This window comes from Nonomuraea ferruginea, assembly GCF_039540635.1.
Lineage (GTDB): Bacteria > Actinomycetota > Actinomycetes > Streptosporangiales > Streptosporangiaceae > Nonomuraea > Nonomuraea ferruginea.
Genome location: NZ_BAABFD010000025.1, coordinates 76,734 through 94,774 on the forward strand (window position 1 = coordinate 76,734; position 18,041 = coordinate 94,774).

The 18,041-nt window shown below is 72.6% G+C and carries 18 protein-coding genes; 7 read left to right on the forward strand and 11 right to left on the reverse strand.

The features are described 5' to 3' along the window. Positions 1–35: 35 nt before the first annotated feature. Positions 36–2,243 (reverse strand): MMPL family transporter, encoded by a 2,208-nt coding sequence (locus ABD999_RS37155; protein ID WP_271276026.1) that lies wholly within the window; start codon positions 2,241–2,243, stop codon positions 36–38. Between the two features lie 96 nt (positions 2,244–2,339). Between ABD999_RS37155 and ABD999_RS37160 the strand changes: the two genes are divergently transcribed. Further along, complete coding sequence (locus ABD999_RS37160; RefSeq protein ID WP_271276027.1) at positions 2,340–2,876, forward strand: TetR/AcrR family transcriptional regulator; 537 nt, start codon at positions 2,340–2,342, stop codon at positions 2,874–2,876. Here the strand turns inward: ABD999_RS37160 and ABD999_RS37165 are convergent, their stop codons facing one another. Together ABD999_RS37165 and ABD999_RS37170 are read right to left on the reverse strand one after the other, a co-directional pair. Continuing rightward, entirely contained in the window at positions 2,877–3,740 is an 864-nt protein-coding gene (locus ABD999_RS37165; RefSeq protein ID WP_271276028.1) for a hypothetical protein, read from the reverse strand. It lies immediately after the preceding gene. Positions 3,741–3,811: 71 nt separating this feature from the next. After that, positions 3,812–4,405 (reverse strand): TetR/AcrR family transcriptional regulator, encoded by a 594-nt coding sequence (locus tag ABD999_RS37170; protein WP_271276029.1) that lies wholly within the window; start codon positions 4,403–4,405, stop codon positions 3,812–3,814. A gap of 75 nt (positions 4,406–4,480) precedes the next feature. On the opposite strand from ABD999_RS37170, the gene ABD999_RS37175 reads away from it, so the two are divergent. After that, entirely contained in the window at positions 4,481–5,476 is a 996-nt protein-coding gene (locus tag ABD999_RS37175; RefSeq protein ID WP_271276030.1) for an SDR family NAD(P)-dependent oxidoreductase, read from the forward strand. 26 nt (positions 5,477–5,502) lie between these two features. On the opposite strand, the gene ABD999_RS37180 is transcribed toward ABD999_RS37175, so the two are convergent. From ABD999_RS37180 to ABD999_RS37190, 3 genes are all read right to left on the reverse strand, one after another. Then, positions 5,503–7,902: a serine/threonine-protein kinase gene (locus ABD999_RS37180; RefSeq protein ID WP_271276031.1), complete on the reverse strand. Its 2,400-nt coding sequence runs from the start codon at positions 7,900–7,902 to the stop codon at positions 5,503–5,505. A gap of 108 nt (positions 7,903–8,010) precedes the next feature. Beyond that, the gene (locus ABD999_RS37185; RefSeq protein WP_271276032.1) at positions 8,011–9,432 is read right to left on the reverse strand and encodes a serine/threonine-protein kinase; all 1,422 of its coding nucleotides are present in this window, start codon (positions 9,430–9,432) and stop codon (positions 8,011–8,013) included. Between the two features lie 20 nt (positions 9,433–9,452). After that, positions 9,453–10,016 (reverse strand): TetR/AcrR family transcriptional regulator, encoded by a 564-nt coding sequence (locus ABD999_RS37190; RefSeq protein WP_271276033.1) that lies wholly within the window; start codon positions 10,014–10,016, stop codon positions 9,453–9,455. Between the two features lie 38 nt (positions 10,017–10,054). Here ABD999_RS37190 and ABD999_RS37195 point away from each other — a divergent pair, with 38 nt between their 5' ends. Further along, complete coding sequence (locus tag ABD999_RS37195) at positions 10,055–10,612, forward strand: hypothetical protein (RefSeq protein WP_271276034.1); 558 nt, start codon at positions 10,055–10,057, stop codon at positions 10,610–10,612. On the opposite strand, the gene ABD999_RS37200 is transcribed toward ABD999_RS37195, so the two are convergent. After that, positions 10,572–11,036, reverse strand: coding sequence for a MarR family winged helix-turn-helix transcriptional regulator (locus ABD999_RS37200; protein ID WP_271276035.1), 465 nt, complete (start codon positions 11,034–11,036; stop codon positions 10,572–10,574). The two genes, ABD999_RS37195 and ABD999_RS37200, sit on opposite strands and share 41 nt — an antisense overlap. A gap of 79 nt (positions 11,037–11,115) precedes the next feature. Between ABD999_RS37200 and ABD999_RS37205 the strand changes: the two genes are divergently transcribed. From ABD999_RS37205 to ABD999_RS37215, 3 genes are read left to right on the forward strand one after another with little or no spacing between them, the layout of a single operon-like run. After that, on the forward strand, positions 11,116–11,934 hold the full coding sequence (locus ABD999_RS37205) for a HipA family kinase (RefSeq protein ID WP_271276036.1): 819 nt from the start codon (positions 11,116–11,118) through the stop codon (positions 11,932–11,934). Then, complete coding sequence (locus ABD999_RS37210; protein ID WP_271276037.1) at positions 11,931–12,308, forward strand: DUF3037 domain-containing protein; 378 nt, start codon at positions 11,931–11,933, stop codon at positions 12,306–12,308. The genes ABD999_RS37205 and ABD999_RS37210 overlap by 4 nt, the downstream gene beginning before the upstream one ends. A 58-nt stretch (positions 12,309–12,366) precedes the next feature. Then, positions 12,367–12,669 carry a hypothetical protein gene (locus tag ABD999_RS37215; protein ID WP_271276038.1) on the forward strand — a complete coding sequence of 101 codons (303 nt, stop codon included), beginning with the start codon at positions 12,367–12,369 and terminating at the stop codon, positions 12,667–12,669. Here ABD999_RS37215 and ABD999_RS37220 read toward each other — a convergent pair. The 3 genes from ABD999_RS37220 to ABD999_RS37230 form a co-directional block, all read right to left on the reverse strand. Next, positions 12,650–13,492: a GNAT family N-acetyltransferase gene (locus tag ABD999_RS37220; RefSeq protein ID WP_271276060.1), complete on the reverse strand. Its 843-nt coding sequence runs from the start codon at positions 13,490–13,492 to the stop codon at positions 12,650–12,652. The genes ABD999_RS37215 and ABD999_RS37220 overlap by 20 nt on opposite strands. Before the next feature lie 36 nt (positions 13,493–13,528). Continuing rightward, positions 13,529–15,130, reverse strand: a complete 1,602-nt coding sequence (locus ABD999_RS37225) for an alpha/beta hydrolase (protein ID WP_271276039.1) — start codon at positions 15,128–15,130, stop codon at positions 13,529–13,531. Between the two features lie 122 nt (positions 15,131–15,252). Beyond that, positions 15,253–15,870, reverse strand: coding sequence for a hemerythrin domain-containing protein (locus tag ABD999_RS37230; protein WP_271276040.1), 618 nt, complete (start codon positions 15,868–15,870; stop codon positions 15,253–15,255). 124 nt (positions 15,871–15,994) lie between these two features. Between ABD999_RS37230 and ABD999_RS37235 the strand changes: the two genes are divergently transcribed. After that, positions 15,995–16,831 carry a MarR family winged helix-turn-helix transcriptional regulator gene (locus tag ABD999_RS37235; RefSeq protein ID WP_148033699.1) on the forward strand — a complete coding sequence of 279 codons (837 nt, stop codon included), beginning with the start codon at positions 15,995–15,997 and terminating at the stop codon, positions 16,829–16,831. A 19-nt stretch (positions 16,832–16,850) separates the two neighbouring features. Here the strand turns inward: ABD999_RS37235 and ispG are convergent, their stop codons facing one another. Next, positions 16,851–18,017: a flavodoxin-dependent (E)-4-hydroxy-3-methylbut-2-enyl-diphosphate synthase gene (gene ispG / locus ABD999_RS37240; protein ID WP_219550183.1), complete on the reverse strand. Its 1,167-nt coding sequence runs from the start codon at positions 18,015–18,017 to the stop codon at positions 16,851–16,853. Between the last annotated feature and the right edge of the window lie 24 nt (positions 18,018–18,041).

Sequence of the window (18,041 nt, forward strand, 5' to 3'; positions counted from 1 at the left end):
CTGCGACTACCCGGCACGACCGGTAAGAATCCAGGTCAGGCCCCCGCGCCTACCCTGGGCCGGTCGGCCCGCACCGGCGGCGCGGGCTCCTCCTCGTGCCCCTCCACCGAAAGGTTGGGCAGCAGCCGGTCCAGCCAGCGCGGGCACCACCAGTTGGCCCGCCCCAGCAGCACCATGGTCGCCGGCACCAGGAATCCTCTGATCAGCGTGGCGTCCACGGCGATCGCCACCGCCAGGCCGACGCCGAACGTCTTCACCATCGAGTCGGGGTACGCGATGAACGCGGTGAACACCGCCACCATGATCAGCGCCGCCGACGTGATGACCCGCCCGGTCGACCCCAGCCCCTCGGCCACCGCCCTGGCGTTGTCGCCGTGCTTCAGGTACGCCTGCCGGACCGCCGTCAGCAGGAAGACCTCGTAGTCCATCGACAGCCCGAACAGCACCGCGAACAGCATCAGCGGCACGTAACTCTCGATCGGCACCGAGAAGAACAGCGCCTGCACGTACGACGCGTTCACGGGCGGGTCCATGCCCACCAGCCCGCTGCCCACGCCGAAGGAGAACACCGCAGCCAGCGCGCCGAAGGCGGCCCCGAGCGAGATGAGGTTCATCAGCGCCGCCTTGATCGCCACCACCGGCGCCCGGAACGCCAGCAGCAACAGCAGGGCGCTGAGCAGCACGACGACGCCGATGACGAGCGGGGTGCGCTCGGTCAGCCGGTCGGCGGCGTCGGTGAGCGCGGCGACCTCACCTCCCACGTGCACCTCCAGCCCGTCGCCGTCGAACGTCCTGATCTCGCGTACGAGGTCGGCGGCGCGCGGGTCGCTGGGCGGGTAGTCGGGGATGACCTGGATCATGGCCGCCCGCCCGGCGTCGTTCAGCTTGGGCTCGGCCACGTGGGCGACGCCGCCGAGGTCCCCGATCCGGTCGGCGAGCCGCTCGGCGGCGGCCTCCGTGACCTCGCCCCGCCCGCTCGCCACCACGGTCAACGGCCCGGTGCTGCCGGGCCCGAACCCGACCGACATCAGCTCGTACGCCCGCCGCGGCTCCGACCCGTGCGCGCCGTACCCGTCGTCGAGCGTCCCGAGCTTGAGCGAGAGTGCGGGCGCGGCGAGCGCGGCCAGCACGAGCACGCTGCCGACGAGCACCCGCCACGGCCGCCGCGCCACCCACATGCCGAGCGCAGTCCACCCCGACGACTCCGGCCGGCGGCCGAGGAACGGCACCTTCAGCGCGTTCACCCCGTGGCCCAGCAGGCCGAGCTGGGCCGGCACGAGCGTGATCGCGGTGAGCACGGCCATCACGACGGAGATGCCGGTGATCCAGCCGAGCGTGGCCAGCAGCGGGAACCCGGCGAACATGAGCGCGGTGAGCGCGATGACGACCGTGCCGCCCGCGAACACCACCGCCCCGCCCGAACTGGACACCGCCCCGCGCACCGCCTGCTGGACGGGCAGTCCGGAGGCGAGCAGCCGGCGGTAGCGCGACAGCAGGAACAGCGCGTAGTCGATGCCCACGCCGAGGCCGATCATCGTGGCCATGATCCCGGCCTGCTTCGGCACGTCCATGACATGCCCGAGCAGCCCGATCACGCCCAGTCCCGTGGCCACGCTGACCAGCGCGGTGAAGATCGGCACGAGCGCGGCCGTGAGCGTGCCGAACGCGAAGATCAGCACCAGCAGGGCGCAGATCACGCCGATGATCTCACTCGGCCCGGTCTTGATCTCCTTGTCGGCGGGCGTCGAACTGTCGTTCGCGACGACCTCCAGCCCCGCGTCGCGGGCCGGCTCGGCGGCCGCGGAGATCCGCTGCGTGTTCTCGGCCACCTTGCTGCTGTCGTGGCCCTCCAGCCGCACGGTGATGACGCCGATCTGCAGGTTCGAGGCGATGCCGCCCTGCCGGAACGGCGAGTCGGCCTCCTTGACGTGCTCCTGCTCGCGGATGTTCGCGACCGCGTCCTCGACGGCCCCCTTGCGCGGCTCCTCGATGAGCGGCCCGTCCGGGGAGTAGACGATGAGCTGTACGGTGCCGCCGGGCTGGAACCCCGGCCCGAAACCGTCACGCATCAGGTCATGAGCGCGCTGGGCGTCCGTGCCGGGGATGCTCACCTCGGTGCTGACGGGACTGCCCAGCACCAGGCTGCCGCCCATCGCGGCCACGGCCAGCGTCACCCATAAGGCCAGAACGGCCCTCCCGTGCCGGGCGCACCAGCCACCGAGCCAGCCCAGAAAGCGCGCCATCGCGACCCCCAGCCTCGAACGCCCGTCCTGTACGGTCGTACAGCACTACGATAAAGGGCGATAAAAGGGGGAAGGTTGCGCGAACCCGGAAATGAGATGATGACCACAGCCAACGACACCCGCAGCCGCATCCTGGCCGCCGCCCGCGAGCTCTTCGCCGAGCGCGGCTACGCCAACACTTCCCTCGCCGACATCGCCGCCGCCGTGGGCCTGACCAAGACCGCGATCGCGTACCACTTCCACCCCAAGGACAGGCTCGCCGCCGAGCTCATCGCCCCGGCGGCGGAGGACATGATCGCCCTGCTGGGCGCCGACTTCGCGGGCGACCGCCGGGCTTTCGTGACGGCGCTGGCCGGCTTCATGGTGCGGCACCGGGCGGTGATGCGGCTCTTCATGGAGGACCTCGGCACCGCCGACGCCGCCCCTCCCGGCTCGACGGGCGAGGCGGTCAGGACCTTCCGCGACGAGATCTACCTCAAGCTCGTCGGCCCCCGCCCGGACGAGGCCGCGACGGTGCGCGGCTGGGCCGTGCTCGGCGCCCTGCAGTCGGCCGTCGTGCACACCATGGACCTCCCCCAGGACCAGGTCCACGCCACCCTCCTGCGGGCCGCCCTCGCCATCGAAGACCTCTAGTCAGTCGAAGAGCTCGTCGACGGTGGCGACGCTCATCGCGCGGACGAGCCACGTGTCGAGCCGCGCCACCTCGGCGCACCCCTCGATCCGCGCCCGCGCCGCCTCGTCCACGGCCACCCCCCTGCGCTCCAGCAACAGCAGAATCGACCTCGTCTCCCCCCGGACCTGCCCTTCCTCCCGCAACTGCTGGGCGAACTCGGACTGGTAACGGTACGTCCCGGTGGACATCATCTTCCTCCAGAGCTGCCGGGCTGTGGTGTCGCCGAGGCCGACTTCGATGAACTCGGCGAGGAAACCCGCATCATCGACGTCGAGGGTGTCCAGCGCTGGTGCCAGCGCCTCCAGTATGGCATTCACGCTACGTGAGAGGGCGTGCGCGAGCGCGGAGAACACGGCGAGGACCACGTCCTCCGCCGCCACGGCGGGATCGACGACGGCGGGGACGTTGTCGGGGCCCAGGGCGATCGGCCACATGGTCATGGTCGGCATGCCGGGAAGGCCGATCGACTTCGGGCCCCGGGCCCATCGCGCGGTGGACGCGTGCTGACAGATGACGATCAGCACGACCTCGCGCCGGAACTTCGCATGCAGGTAGCTGATGTAGTAGGCCCAGGCGGGAGGCTTCTCGGGGTCCCGCTTCCCCTGTGACTCGATGATGACCAGGTGTTCGCCGAGCTCGGACTTCACCTGGAGCAACGTGTCGACGCGTCGCTCGATCGGCAGGATCTCCGTGAGGTCGGTGTTGACCACCGACAACGAGCTGACTTCGGGGAACGGGATGTCCAGCGCCTTGAGGGTGCGGGAGAAGAGCGAGGGTTCCTCCTGGAAGATGCGGTGGAGGGCCTCGTGCGGCGCCGATGGCATGCGCTCTACGTTACCAGTCGATTACTTTGGGTTGAACGAGGCGGCACCCCCGGGAGTCACGCGAGCCGACGTCACTTCGGCAGGTGGGTGGCGGCGGTGGCCGGGGCTTTCAGCATGGCCTCGCGGACCTGCGCCGGGGGGAGGCCGTGGCGTAGGGCGACGACCGCGGCGGCGCTGACCGCGCCGATCGCCGCGCCGGCGACGGCCGCCGCCGCCACGGGGTCCAGCTCGTCCGGGTACGCGTGGTGGAGCGCGTCGGCCAGGGCGGTCTGGGCGGTGGCCATGCGCTGCAGCAGCCGCGCCTGGACCGCCGGCTCGGTGGCCACGAGCCGGGCGCGGGCGGCGGCCAGGCCGGTCGGGAGGTCCTTCGCGGAGGCGTCGGCGACCATCGCGCCGATCGCCCGGAGCAGCGCGTCACCCGGAGTCTCGCCGGGCCGCCGGTCGCCGAGCGCCGCGACGCCCAGATCCACCCTGGGGACGCTGTTGGCCAGCAGCACGTCCTCCTTGGCCGCGAAGTGCAGGAAGAACGTACGCGTCGAGAGCTGGGCCGCGGCGGCGATCTGCGCGACCGTCGTCCGCTCGTACCCCTTCTCCTCGAACAGCCGGACGGCGGCCTCGACCAGCGCCTCCCGGGTTCGTTCCTTCTTCGCCTCACGCAACCCCATGCCCGCGACTTTACTACATCGCATGTATTGCTACATTGAGTGTATTAATGCATGAGTGCAGCGAAAGGAGCTGTCATGGGCACCCTGGACGGACGGGTCGCGCTCATCACCGGCGCGGGACGCGGGATCGGCAGGCAGGAGGCGCTCTTCTTCGCCTCCGAGGGAGCGAAGGTCGTGGTCAACGACCCGGGCGTGACGCCGGAGGGCACCGGCGGCGACGCGGGCGTGGCCAGGGCTGTGGCCGCCGAGATCAGGGACGCCGGAGGCCAGGCCGTGGCCAGCACCGACGACGTCACCGACTGGGACGGGGCCAGGCGGATGGTCCAGACCGCGGTGGAGACGTTCGGCGATCTGGACGTGGTGGTCAACAACGCCGCCATCCACCGCAGGCGGGCGCTCGTGAACATGACGGAGGACGAGTTCGACGCCGTGCTGGCGGTGCACCTCAAGGGGACGTTCGCGGTCACCAGGTGGGCCGCCCGTCACTGGCGCGACCAGGGGGACACCCGCGACCGCGCGGTGGTCAACACCGTGTCCGCGTCGGGGCTGCTGCTGCCCGGGATCACGCAGGGCAACTACGCCGCGGCCAAGGCCGGCATCGCGGCCCTGACCACCGCCCACGCCGTGGAGCTCGCCCGGTACGGGGTGCGGGTCAACGCCGTGTCCCCGTCCATGGCCCGTACCCGGCTCACCGAGGGCGTCCCCGGGATGTCCGGCCCGCCGGACGTACCCGAAATGTCCGGCCCGCCGGACGGCGCGTTCGACCCGCTCGACCCCGCGCTGACGGCTCACGTCGCGGCCTACCTGGCCACGCCGGGGTGCCCGGTCAACGGGCAGGTGCTGGCGGTACGGGGGACGTCGGTGACAGTCCTGAACGGGTGGAGCGCCGGCGAGAGCGTGACCAAGGACGGCGCGCCCTGGACGGTCGCCGAACTCGGCGAGGCCATGGCGGCGCTTCCCCGGCGGGACCCGCTGGCGGAGGCGGTGGCGATGGTGGGAGGCAGTCTCGGCGACGGCAACCGCGACAAACTGCTGGCCATGGTCGACGCCATGCTCGCCGACCCCCGCTGACCCGGCCCCGGCGAGGAGAGGCCCTGTCAGGGCTCGGTCGAAGGTTCCGGGGTGGGGGTGGGAGTGGGCTCGGTGGGGTCGGGGCCGTCGGGAGGCCGGGCGCCGACCATGATCGAGACGCGGGCGCCGGGTTCGGCGCAGGTGCCAGGGGCGGGGTCCTGGGCGATGGCGACGTTCCACTGGGACTCGTCCTCGACCACCTGCGTGCGTACCACCGGGACGAGGCCGGCGGCGCGGAGGGCCGCGAGCGCGCCGTCACGCGACTGACCGGCCACCGGGGGCACGGGGGCGCCGCGGCGGGCCACGACCAGCGCGACCGGGGTGCCGCCCGAGACCCTGGCGCCCGCCTCCGGGGCCGTGGACAGGACCTGACCGTCCGGTTTCGCGGCGCAGGAGGCGGAGACCTTGCCCACCTTCAGGCCCGCGCCGGTGAGCGCCGCCTCGGCCGCCTCGCGCCGCTCGCCGGTGACCGCGGGCACCTTCACCCCCGCCGACACCTCCAGCGCGACGGCCGAGCCCTTGGAGACGTAAGTGCCGACGGCCGGTCGGGAGGCGAGCACCTGGCCGATCTTCCGCGGTGAGTCGGCCTTGGTGATGTCGCCGGCGGCGAGCCCGGCGCGTTCGAGCGCCCTGACGGCGGCGGCCCGGGAGAGCCCGGCCAGGGCGGGCACGGCGATCTCCACCGGTTTCCGGACGGGCGGCTCCTTCGACGCCGGGGTCCGGTCGTCCTGCGGGCGTTCCTCCGTCGGCGGCCGCTCCTTGGCGGGCTGGTCGTCGGCCGCCTGTCCGGACGGCTCGGCGGTGGGTCCGGAAGTCGGCGTACCGGCCCGTACCCGCATGCCGTCCTCCCTGAACAGCGGCACGAACAGGCTCACCAGCACAGCGGCGGTCACCAGCAGCGCCCCGACCACCGCCAGCCCCGCCTTCCCCAGCGCCCACCGCGGCGACCCGGGCCCGCCCGTCCCCACCCGCGAACCACCCTCACGCCCCGGCGGCCCGGCCGTGTACGGCCCGCCCGTCCCCACGCGCGGCGCAGCCTCGCGCCCCGACGACTCCGCCGAGTACGGCCCAGGGCGAGCCGTCCCCACCCACGAACCGACCTCGCGCCCCGACGACTCGTTCGAATACGGCCCGGGCGGAGCCGTCCCCGCCCGCAGACCACCCTCGCGCCCCGACGGCCCGCCCGTCCCCACCCGCGGACCAGCCTCGCGCCCCGACGAGTCGGCCGAGTACGGGAGGCCAGGCGGAGCCGTTCCCACCCGCTCGGGCGGGGCGGGCTCGCGTGGCACTCGTTCGACGGGATACCCGGCGGGTGACCCGCGATAGGCGGCCCCGCCCAGCCTCGGCCTCGCCTCCCGCCCAGAACCACCTGCCCCGGCGCCGTCCGCAGCCGGAGGCGATGCGTCGTCTCGGCTCCCTCCTGCCGAAGCCGGGGCACCCGACCCGCCGTCACCTGGTCGGCTGGACGAGGGAGCGGGTGGTTCCGGCAGGTGGTAGTCGTCCGGGGTGCCCGTGGTCTCCGGTTCCGCGAGAGGGACCGGGCGGGAGTCGGCGACCGGCGGGCGGGGCGGGGGGACGGCACGGAGGATGTGCGGCGGAGGCGAGCGCAGCACCTCCGCCGGCACGCCTTCCGACGTACCCAGCAGTTCCAGCAACAAGTCCCGGCTGGTCGGCCGGTTCCTGGCGTCCTTGTCGAGGCACGCCTCCACCAGCGCTCTGAGCGGCCCTTCCAGGCTCCCCAGGTCGGGCGGCGCGGTGAGGATGCGGTGCAGCACCGGCGCCACCGAGTCCTGCCCGAACGGCGCCGTCCCGTTGGCGGCGAAGCAGATGGTGGCGCCCCACGAGAACACGTCCACCGCCCCGGTGACCGCGCTCGCGGTGATCTGCTCGGGAGCCATGTACGCGGGAGTGCCGACGCTCCTGTTGGACAGCGTGGCGGCCGCGTCGAGCGCCCTGGCCAGGCCGAAGTCGATGACCCGCGGCCCGTCGGGCCCGAGGAGCACGTTCTGCGGCTTGAAGTCGCGGTGCACGATGCCCGCGCGGTGGATCGCCGCGATGGCCGTGACGGTGCCGACGGCGAGCCGCTCCAGCCCGCCGCCGCGCCGCGGCCCGGTGAGCATGACCTCGCGGGCCAGCGAGGGCCCGTCGACGTACTCGCTGACGATGTACGGCCTGCCCTCGTCGAACCCGGCGTCCACCACCTGCGCGGTGCAGAACCTGGCCACGTGCTTGGCCAGCTCCACCTCCCGCAGGAACGCCCCGCGCCCGTCGCCCACCGGCCCGTGGAGCAGCTTGACCGCGTAGCTCTCTCCGGCGAGGGTCCCGAGGAACACCACACCCTGGCCGCCCTCGCCCAGACGCCCGGACAGCTCGTAGGGCCCGAGTGTCCGTGGATCCCCCGTCCTGAGCGGCTGCGCCGTTGGCACGGGGCGCCTCCCCTCGCCGCCACCCCACCTACCCTTCCCACTGAAGCAGCCGGTGGCGGAGAGTCAACGGCGGCCGGGCCATCGCCACCTGACCGTGACCGTTCGAGGTCAGGACGACCGGGCGACCTTGCCCGAATACGTCACTTCTTCCTCACCCTGGCGGGTGACCGTGATGACCATCTGGCCACTGTCGCCGATCGGCCGCATCCGGAGCGTTCCCGGATGGCACGCGGTGCCGGCGACGTGCAGCAGCTCGTACACGAGGTCGCCGACGGGCCGCAGGATGCCGGAGCAGTGCAGATCGGCGCCCCACCGCATGCTGGACTCCCCGCCGTCATCGAGCCGGATGTCGACGGGGAACACCCGCCCGGCGCTGGGATGCGTCGCCGAACCGGTCCAGCGCCCCGCCCGGCCCTCACCCTGCGGCCAGAGCACGAACGCGGCCACCGCGCACGCCGCCAGCAGGGCCGCGGCGACGACGGGCCACTTCGCTAATCGCCGCTTGACCGGCCGAGCCTGCCGAACGGGCGCGGCGGTGTCGACGAGCCGCGCGAGCGCCCGGCTCCCGGTGAGCTCGTGCCGGCCGGTCAGAGGCACCCGCCACGCCACGGTGGCCGGCCCGTCGGTGCCCGCGTCATCTGATGGAACGGGCCGCGTGCCACCGGGCGGCACGGGACCGGACGCGGCCCCGAGCGCGGCCATGGCGCCCGAGGTCAGCACGTCGCCGGTGGCGTCCTGGCCGAGCAGGCGCCGCAGCACCTCCTCCGCGTCCGGCCGGTCGCCCGGCTCGGGCGCCAGGCAGGCGTCGACGATCGCCCTGAGCGGCCCGGACAGCGTGCCCAGGGCCGGCTTCCCGTACAGGATGCGCGCCATGACCTCCTGGACCGTCGCCGCCGTGAACGCGTGGCGGCCCGTGGCGGTGAAGGCGACGGTCAGCGCCCACGCGTAGAGGTCGGCGGGCGGCCCCGCGGGCTCGCCCTTGATGCGCTCGGGGGCGAGGTACGAGGGCGTGCCGACGGGGATCTTGCCGGTGGTCGCGGTGCCGTCCATCAGCCGGGAGACGCCGAAGTCGATCACCCGCGGCCCGTCGAGGCTGAGCAGCACGTTCCCGGGCTTGAAGTCGCGGTGCACGACCCCGGCCCGGTGGATGGCGCCCAGGGCGGTGGCGGTGCCGATGGCCAGCCGGTGGAGCGAGCCGCCGGTGCGCGGCCCCTGCTCGGCGATGTGCTCGCGGAGCGAGACGCCGTCGACGTACTCGCTCACCAGGTAGGGCCGGTCGCCTTCGAGGTCGGCGTCGAGGAGCTGGGCGGTGCAGAAGGGCGCCACCCTGCGCACCGCCTCGACCTCGGCCAGGAACCGGCGCCGCACCGCCGGGTCGGCCGACAGGCTGGCGTGCAGCAGCTTGACCGCGACCTGCGCGCCCTGGCCGGTGTGGCCGAGGTAGACGACGCCCTGCCCGCCCTGACCGAGCCGCGCCGAGAGCCGGTACGCGCCCAGCAGGCGCGGGTCATCGGCTCGGAGCTCGGACATAAGGCGTCATTATTGCAGGATCATGGAGGCCCGGACGGGTCGTTCCCGGTCAGCCCGAGTTCCGCCATGGCGAGACCGGCCAGGTCGTCGGGCATCTCCCGGATCGTCCCGATGCGCACGAGGGCGGCGACGCCGAGGTAACCGCCGTAGGCGGCGAGCACCCGCCGGCGCGCCTCCTGCCGGGGCAGCCCGAGCTCGCGCAGCACGCCCTCCATGTAGGCGAGGCGCCGCTCGCTCACCTGGCGCGCCACCTCACCGACCAGCGGGTCGTCGGCCTCGCTGATCAGCCGGAACGCGATCGCGGCGTCCCGCCCCTCGCCGAACGCCCGCTCCAGCAGCACGCGCATGCGCTCCAGAGGGTCGGCGACGTCCTCCAGCCGGGCGATGACCCGCTCGGTCTGCGCCTCCCAGCGCCGCAGCGCGGCCTCCAGCAGCGCCCGCCGGTTGGCGAAGTGCCAGTAGAAGCTGCCCTTGGACACGCCCAGCCGGGCGGCCACCGGCTCCACGGCGACGGCGGCGACGCCGCCTTCCGCCAGCGCGGCCAGGGCCGCCTCCGCCCAGTCGTCCGCACTCAGTCGTCCCACCCGGCCAGCCTTCCATACGGTGGCGTATAGTCCGAACCATGCGCAACCGTACGGAGGCTCCAGTGGTCACCAGCGCCGCCCGGCTCATCCCCCGGCCCGACATGTCCGAACGGCACGCGATCCTGATCGACGCCTCCCGGGAGCGCGTGTGGGAGGCGCTCACCGGCATGAGCGCGGACGACGTCCCCCTGGCCAAGCCCCTCTTCGCCGCCAGGTCGCTGGTCTCCCGCCTGGTCCACGGCCGCACGCCGCAGCCCGGCCCCGGCTTCACCCCGCTGGTCGTGGACCCGGGCCGGGAGGTGGTGCTCGGCCTGATCGGCCAGTGGTGGCGGCTGGGCAGGTCGGAGGACGTGCCGGTCGGCTCGCTTGAGACATTCGAGGCGTTCGACCGGCCCGGGTTCGCCAAGGGCACGTTCGCCTTCTCTTTGGCGGAGGAAGGCGGCCGCGTCCGGCTGACGACGGAGACGCGGGTGGTCGCCACCAGCCCCGACGCGTTGCGCGCCTTCCGCCCGTACTGGATCGTCATCCGGCCGGGCAGCGGGCTCATCCGCCGCCTCATCCTCTCGGCGGTGCGCTCCCGGGCTCTGCGGTCTTGAGGTTGTCCAGCATCCGCCGGAGCAGGCCGGCCATCTGAGCCATCTCCTCCCCCGAGAACCCGGCGAACACCCGCCGGCTGATCGTGCCGAATATCGGCGTCAGCTCCGGCACCAGCGCCTGGCCCTCGGGGGTGAGCTCGATGACGACGGACCTGCGGTCGCCGGGATGCGGGACCCGCCGCACCAGCCCTTTGGCCTGCAGCCGGTCCAGCAGCCTGGTCATGCCCGCGGTGTCGGTGCCCAGGTGGTGCTTCAGCTCGCTGGGGGTGGCGTTGCCCGCGGCGGCGTTCCCCAGCAGGGCGGCCTGCTGCACGGTCAGGCCGTACGGCGCGAGCAGGCGTTCGGTCTCGGTGTTGAGCTCCCGCCCGACGAGGGCCAGCAGGGAGCCGCCACCCAGCACGAGAGCGATCGAGGCTTCGGTCATGCGCCGATGATAGCTGTTCGAACATTTACTGTCGCAACAGTTATTTTGCCCGCGCTGCTCGGCGCGATAGGTTTTGCGGGTGCTGGAACAGGTTGTGGCGACGCGTTACGTGACGCCGCTGCGCGAGGGCGGGTCGTTGCCCGGCGTGGTCGAGGGCGACGACCTCGGCACCTACGTGGTCAAGTTCCGGGAGGCCGGCCAGGGCCGCCGGGTGCTGGTCGCCGAGATCATCGCCGGCGAGCTGGCCCGCCGCCTCGGTTTCCACACCCCCGAGCTGAAGATCATCGACGTCGACCCGCAGCTCGGCGCCCGCGAGCCCGACGAGGAGGTGCAAGATCTGCTCAAGGCGAGCGCGGGCCGCAACCTCGCGGTCGACTTCCTGCCGGGCGCACTGGGCTTCGAGCCGCTCGCCTGGGCCCCCGACCCGGCCTTCGCGGCCCGGCTGGTCTGGTTCGACGGTCTGATCCACAACCTCGACCGCACCTGGCGCAACCCCAACCTGCTGCTCTGGCACGGCGACAGCTGGCTGATCGACCACGGCGCGGCGCTCTGGTTCCACCACAACTGGAAGACGGCCGACCCGCAGCGCCCGTTCGACGCCGGCGACCACGTGCTGGCCCCGTTCGTCGAGGGCGCCGAGAGCGTCGAGGAGGCGGCCGCCGCCCTGTCCGCGCCGATCACCCGTGAGCTGCTCCAGGAGGTGACGGCGCTGGTGCCCGACGAGTGGCTCGACGGCGAGCCGGGCTTCGCCTCACCAGGAGCCGTGCGCGAGGCGTACGTCGATCACCTGCTGCGGCGCGCGCACGGTCCCGGCGGGTGGCTGACCAGCGCGGCGCCGAAGGCGCAGCGGCCGGGCCCGGGGTCGGTCGGCGAGTTCTGGCGAGGTGGGCGCGGGTGAGCAGGGACGTCTACGAGTACGCCGCGATCAGAGTGGTGCCGCGGGTGGAGCGCGGCGAGCTGATCAACGCGGGCGTGCTGCTCTACTGCCAGCCGCGCGCCTACCTGTGCGCGCGGGTCGAGCTGGACGCGTCCCGCCTGCGCGCCCTCGACCCCGAGGCCGACGTGGCGCGGGTCGAGGAGGCGTTGAGCGCTTACGCGCTGGCCTGCGGCGACGAGGCGGGCCCGCTGTCGGCCGAGTCGCTGGGCGGCAGGTTCCGCTGGCTGACCGCGCCCCGCAGCACGATCGTGCAGACCGGCCCGGTCCACGCCGGGCTCACCGCCGACCCGGAAGCCGAGCTGACGCGCCTGTTCGACAAGCTCGTCCGGATCTGACCCCCGCCCGGCCCTTCCTGCAGGGGACGAACGTACGTAAATGACGTAAAATCCTGTCATGGCGGTGCGGCAACCCCGGCGGGTCGCCTGGGAGGCTGCCCGGATCTTCGTGCCCGCGGCCGCCACGGAAGTCTACTGGTGGCTCAGCGAGGCGGTCGGCCACTACCTCGGCGTCATGTACGAGCTCAAGCTGGCCGAGACCCGCCTGAGGCTGGCGGAGGAGCCGGGAGCGACGCCCCTGGAGATCATCACGTGGCGGATCAGCCTGGACGAGCTGCTCGACGAGCGGCCGGGCGAGCTGTCGATCCTCGCCCAGCTCGCCGAGGAGACCGCCGACCGGATCAGAAGAGCACGGACATGAACGTGTCGACCTCGTGGAAGCCCACCCGGCGATAGACCGCCCTGGCCGAGTGGTTGAAGTCGTTCACGTACAGCGTCACCACGGGCGCGAAGCAGTCGAGCGCGGCCTCCACGATCGCGGCCATGCCCGACACCGCGTAGCCCTGCCCGCGCAGGTCGGGATGGACCCACACGCCCTGGATCTGGCAGGCGTGCGGGGTCACCGCGCCGATCTCGGCCTTGAACACCACCCGGCCGCCCTCGATCCGCGCGTACGACCGGCCGATGCGGATCAGCTCGGACACCCGGGTGCGGTAGAGCGCGCCACCGTCGCCGAGGTTGGGCGAGACGCCCACCTCCTCGGTGAACATCGCCACGCAGGCCGGCAGCAGGATCTCGAACTCCTCCGGCCGCACCCGCCGCACCAGCGGGTCGGCGGGCACCGGCGGCCTGCGTGAGGTCGCCATGACCGGCTGCGCCCAGCGGATCGCGCGGGCCCGGCCCCAGTGCGGCTCCAGCCGCTCCCACAGCTGCCCCACCGCGTCGGCGGGACCCACGATCGAGGAGCAGCGGCGGCCCTGCTTGCGCGCGCGGTCGGCGAAGGCGTGCACCGCTTCGGGGCCCGCGTTGATCGGCACCAGGTTGGCGCCCGCGTAGCAGAGGGAGACGAGCGCGCCGCGCGGCCCGAAGCCCCACATCTGCCCGCCGAGCCGGGCCGGGTTGAGCCCCACGCTCCGCACCCGGGACGCGACGAAGACGTTCGCGACCGGGTCGGTGTCGAGCAGAGCGAGCACCTCGTCCCGGTCGCTGTCGTCGAGGACGCGCGACGCCGATGTACGCAGCATCACATGGTCAGACTACGCGAACGACCACGGAATAGCTCATCTGGCTAGCACGTCGGTGAGCCTTTCGTGACCTAGAGAGGAGCGGGACTTCATGCGGGCCTTCGGTCGCGGCTCCGCCTTGGCCGCACACCGCGCCCCCTGGGCGGGTACGGTGCCGTCCTGCAGGTAGGCCACCAGGTGGCGATCCACGCACCGGTTGCCGGCGAACGAGATGCCGTGGTCGCCGCCCGTCTCGACCACCATGCGCGCGGTCGGGAACCTGCCGCGCATCGTGACCGCTCCCGCGTACGGGGTGGCGGCGTCGTCGCGCGACTGGAGCATGAGGATCGGCGGGAGCCGCCACGAGCCGCGCACCTTGACCGGCTCCCCGCCGCGCACCGGCCAGAACGCGCACGGCGCGTTGAACCACGCGTTCGGCCAGGTGAGGAACGGCGCCTCCTGGTGCAGCCTGGTCATGTCGCGGCGCCAGGTGTTCCAGTCGCGCGGCCAACGCGAGTCGCGGCACTGGACGGCGAGGTAGACGGCGTAGCCGTTCTCGTCGTCCGCGTCGTTCTTGCCGTGCTTCTCCCAGGCGGCGACGAGCGGCTTCGGGTCGCCCTCGCGGACGTAGGCGGACCAGGCGGCGATCAGCTCGGGCCAGACCCTCTCGCTGTAGCCGGCGATCGTGAAGGTGTCGTCCAGCTCGCTCGGGCCGACCACGCCGCCCGCCGGCTGCTCCGCCAGCCGGGAGCGCATCGCGTACCAGGCGAACCTGGTCTGCCTGGCGGTGCGGCCGAGCTGGTAGGTCCGGTTGTGGCGGGCCGTCCAGGCCATGAGCGCGCGGTGACGCTTCTCGAAGGCGCGGTTCTGCGTCAGGTTGCTCCGGTACCACTCGCCGTCGGGCTCCACCACGCTGTCCAGCACCAGCCGCTTGACCCGCTGCGGGAACAGGGTGGCGTAGACGGCGCCGATGTAGGTGCCGTAGGAGTAGCCGAGGTAGCTGATGCGCTGCTCGCCGAGCGCGGCGCGGATCCGGTCGAGGTCCCTGGCGACGTTCTCCGTGTTCATGTGCGGCAGCAGCCACGACCAGGCGCTGCCGCACCGGTTGGCGTAGTCGGCGGCCCGGCTGAGCAAGGTGTTCTCGTCGGCGCGATCGACCGGCACCGAGTCGGGGCGGGGCGGCCGGTGGTAGACCTCGGGGTCGACGCACCGCATCGCCGGCTGGCTGGCGCCCACCCCGCGGGGGTCGAAGCCGACGACGTCGTAGCGGTCGCGCAGCTCGCGCGGCAGCGCCGCGGCCACGTACACGGCCAGGTCGCGGCCGGACGCGCCGGGGCCGCCCGGGTTGACCACCAGGGTGCCGAGATGGTTGCCGTCACGGGGCTCCTTGGCCTTGATCCGGTTGACGGACAACCGGATGGCGTGCCCCAACGGCTCCCGGTAGTCGAGCGGCACCCGTACGGTGCCGCACTGGGTGCCGAGGCTCTCCGCCAACGTGGTGAGCTTCTTCTCGCCCTTCTTCGGGCAGGCGCCCCACGTGACCCGCGCCGGCGGGGTCTCCGGCTTCGCCTCGGCGCCCACGCTCGCCGGCGCCACGCACACGCCCAGCATGGCCACGCCGCCCACCATGCCGCCCACCAGTGTCACGAACCGCTTCATCCGGCTCCTCCCCCATTCCATAGGCGAGGAATACTGCCGTACGTAGCGACTCGGTGACAGACGGTATGGAGAATTGCTTGCCATTCCGTGATGCCGCCCTGGTCTCCGGCGCGGGGTCCTCGTCAGTAGAGGTTCAGACGGTCGTAGGCGGGGCGCCACTCGTCGCGGTACGCCTCCCGGAGGGCGGCGGGCATGCCGTCGAGGATGGCCGCCACCACCCGGGGGTCCTTGTCGTCGAGCAGCCAGGGCAGATAGGTCGGGGCGTCGCCCCCGATGCGCTCGCGGTGGGTCTGGCCGAACCGGCTCCACTGCTCCTCGCCGAGCGTGGCGTCGATGAGCGCGAGCCCTTCGGACTCCTCGTGCCGCAGATGCCCGCCCAGACCGGTCACCAGGGCGTCGACCAGGCCGCCGAGCCGCTCGGCGCCGCTCTCGCGGTCGGCGAGAGCGGCGTCCACGCCGTCCAGCAGCGGGTCGATGGCGGCGTGCTCGTCCTCCATCGCGTCGAGCAGCGCCAGACCGTCGGCGCTCACGGCGTCGCGCATCGCGGGCCAGAGCGCGACGTCCTCGGACGTGTGGTGCACCCGCAGGAACTTCTTGAACAGCTCCCATCCGACGGCGGCCCGCAGGATCCGCCGCGGGTCGTCGCCGGTCTTGGCGGCGACGCGGGCGACGCGCTCCAGCTCGCGCCGGAGCGCGTCGTGCATCGCGAGCATCATCGACATGTCCAGCCGGTAGGTCATGGCTGCCTCCTCGTTCAGGTGTCAACCACGCTAACCGTCACTATGTCCAATCGTCAACATGCCAACTATTTGTGCGCTTAACCATCAGCTCCATGGGTAAGCTGCCTTGCCGGAGGTGTGCCGCATGCAGGACAGGACGCTCGCGGAAACCCTGAGCAGGTCTCCAGGGAGGCTGCTGCGCCGGGTCTACGCCCGCTTCACCGCGGAGGCGCTGAGCGACGACCCGCGCTCGCGCGACTTCGTGGTCCTCGACACCCTCGCCGACCAGGACGCCGACTCCCAGCTCGAACTGGCCGAGCGGCTCGGCATCAACCGGACGATCATGGTACGGCTGGTCGACAGGCTCCAGCAGGCCGGGTACGTCACCCGTACCCGCAACCCCGCAAACCGGCGCTCCTACGTGCTGTCGATCACCGAGGAGGGCCGCAAGGCACGCGACGCCATGCGCGAGGCGGTCGCCGAGCGGGACGCCCGCGTCACCGCGTCACTGACCCCCGGCGAACGCGAGCGGCTCAACGAGCTGCTCAGCCTGCTGCTGCCCGAGCCCGAGCCGCTCCGGACCACCGCCTACCTGGTGGCGCAGGCGCACTACCGGCTGCGCCGCATGGGCGACGCGCTCCTGGCCGGCTCCGGCCTGCGCACCCGCCACTTCGGCAGCCTGGCCGCCCTGGAGACCCTGACCCCGTGCGCCCAGCAGCAGCTCGCCCGCCGCCTGGACATCACCGAGCCGGCCGCCGCGCAGATCGTCGACGAGCTGGTGCGGCTCGGGCTGGTCGCCCGCGGTCAGGACCCCGCCGACCGCCGCCGCTACGCGCTGGAACTGACCCCCCTCGGCAGGCAGCGCCTCACCACCGTCCGCGAAGCCGCCGAACACCTGCAGGCGGAGATCCTGTCTCTCCTGGGCCCCGAGGCCGAGCACGAGCTCCGCGTCCTCCTCACCAAGCTCCTCCCGGACCCCTGAGAGTCGCGGGAGGCACGGGTCAGCGCACGACGACCTCGGGCCCGGAGGCGTCGTCGTCGAGGTCGACCGCCACGCCCATCTCCTCGGCCAGGCGGAGGGCCTCCTCGATGAGGGTCTCGACGATCTGCGACTCCGGCACGGTCTTGATGACCTCGCCCTTGACGAAGATCTGGCCCTTGCCGTTGCCCGAGGCCACCCCCAGGTCGGCCTCACGCGCCTCGCCTGGACCGTTGACGACGCAGCCCATCACGGCCACCCGCAGCGGCACCTTGAGCCCTTCGAGCCCGGCCTGGACCTGGTCGGCCAGCGTGTAGACGTCGACCTGGGCGCGCCCGCACGACGGGCAGGACACGATCTCCAGCCCTCGCTCGCGCAGCCCGAGCGACTCCAGGATGGCGGTGCCGACCTTGACCTCCTCCACCGGAGGCGCCGACAGCGACACCCGGATGGTGTCGCCGATCCCCTCGGCCAGCAGCGCGCCGAACGCCACCGCCGACTTGACGGTGCCCTGGAAGGCCGGGCCCGCCTCGGTGACGCCGAGGTGGAGCGGGTAGTCGCACTGGGCCGCGAGCAGCCGGTAGGCGTTGATCATGACGACCGGGTCGTTGTGCTTGACCGAGATCTTGATGTCGCGGAAGCCGTGCTCCTCGAAGAGCGAGCACTCCCATAGCGCCGACTCGACCAGCGCCTCGGGCGTGGCCTTGCCGTACTTCTGCAGCAGCCGCGGATCGAGCGACCCGGCGTTGACCCCGATGCGGATGGGCACGCCGTGCTCGGCGGCGGCCTTGGCGATCTCGCCCACCTTGTCGTCGAACTTCTTGATGTTGCCCGGGTTGACGCGCACCGCCGCGCAGCCCGCCTCGATGGCGGCGAAGACGTACTTCGGCTGGAAGTGGATGTCGGCGATGACCGGGATCTGCGACTTCTTCGCGATGATCGGCAGCGCCTCCGCGTCGTCCTGGGACGGCACGGCCACCCGGACGATCTGGCAGCCGGACGCGGTGAGCTCGGCGATCTGCTGCAGGGTGGCGTTGACGTCGGCGGTGACGGTGGTGGTCATCGACTGCACGGAGACGGGCGCGTCACCGCCCACGGGCACGCCGCCGACCATGATCTGGCGGGAGTGTCGGCGTTCGGCGAGCGGCTTGGGACGGACCGTGGGGATGCCGAGTGCTACAGGAGACATTTCAACCCTTGTGTGTCGACGACG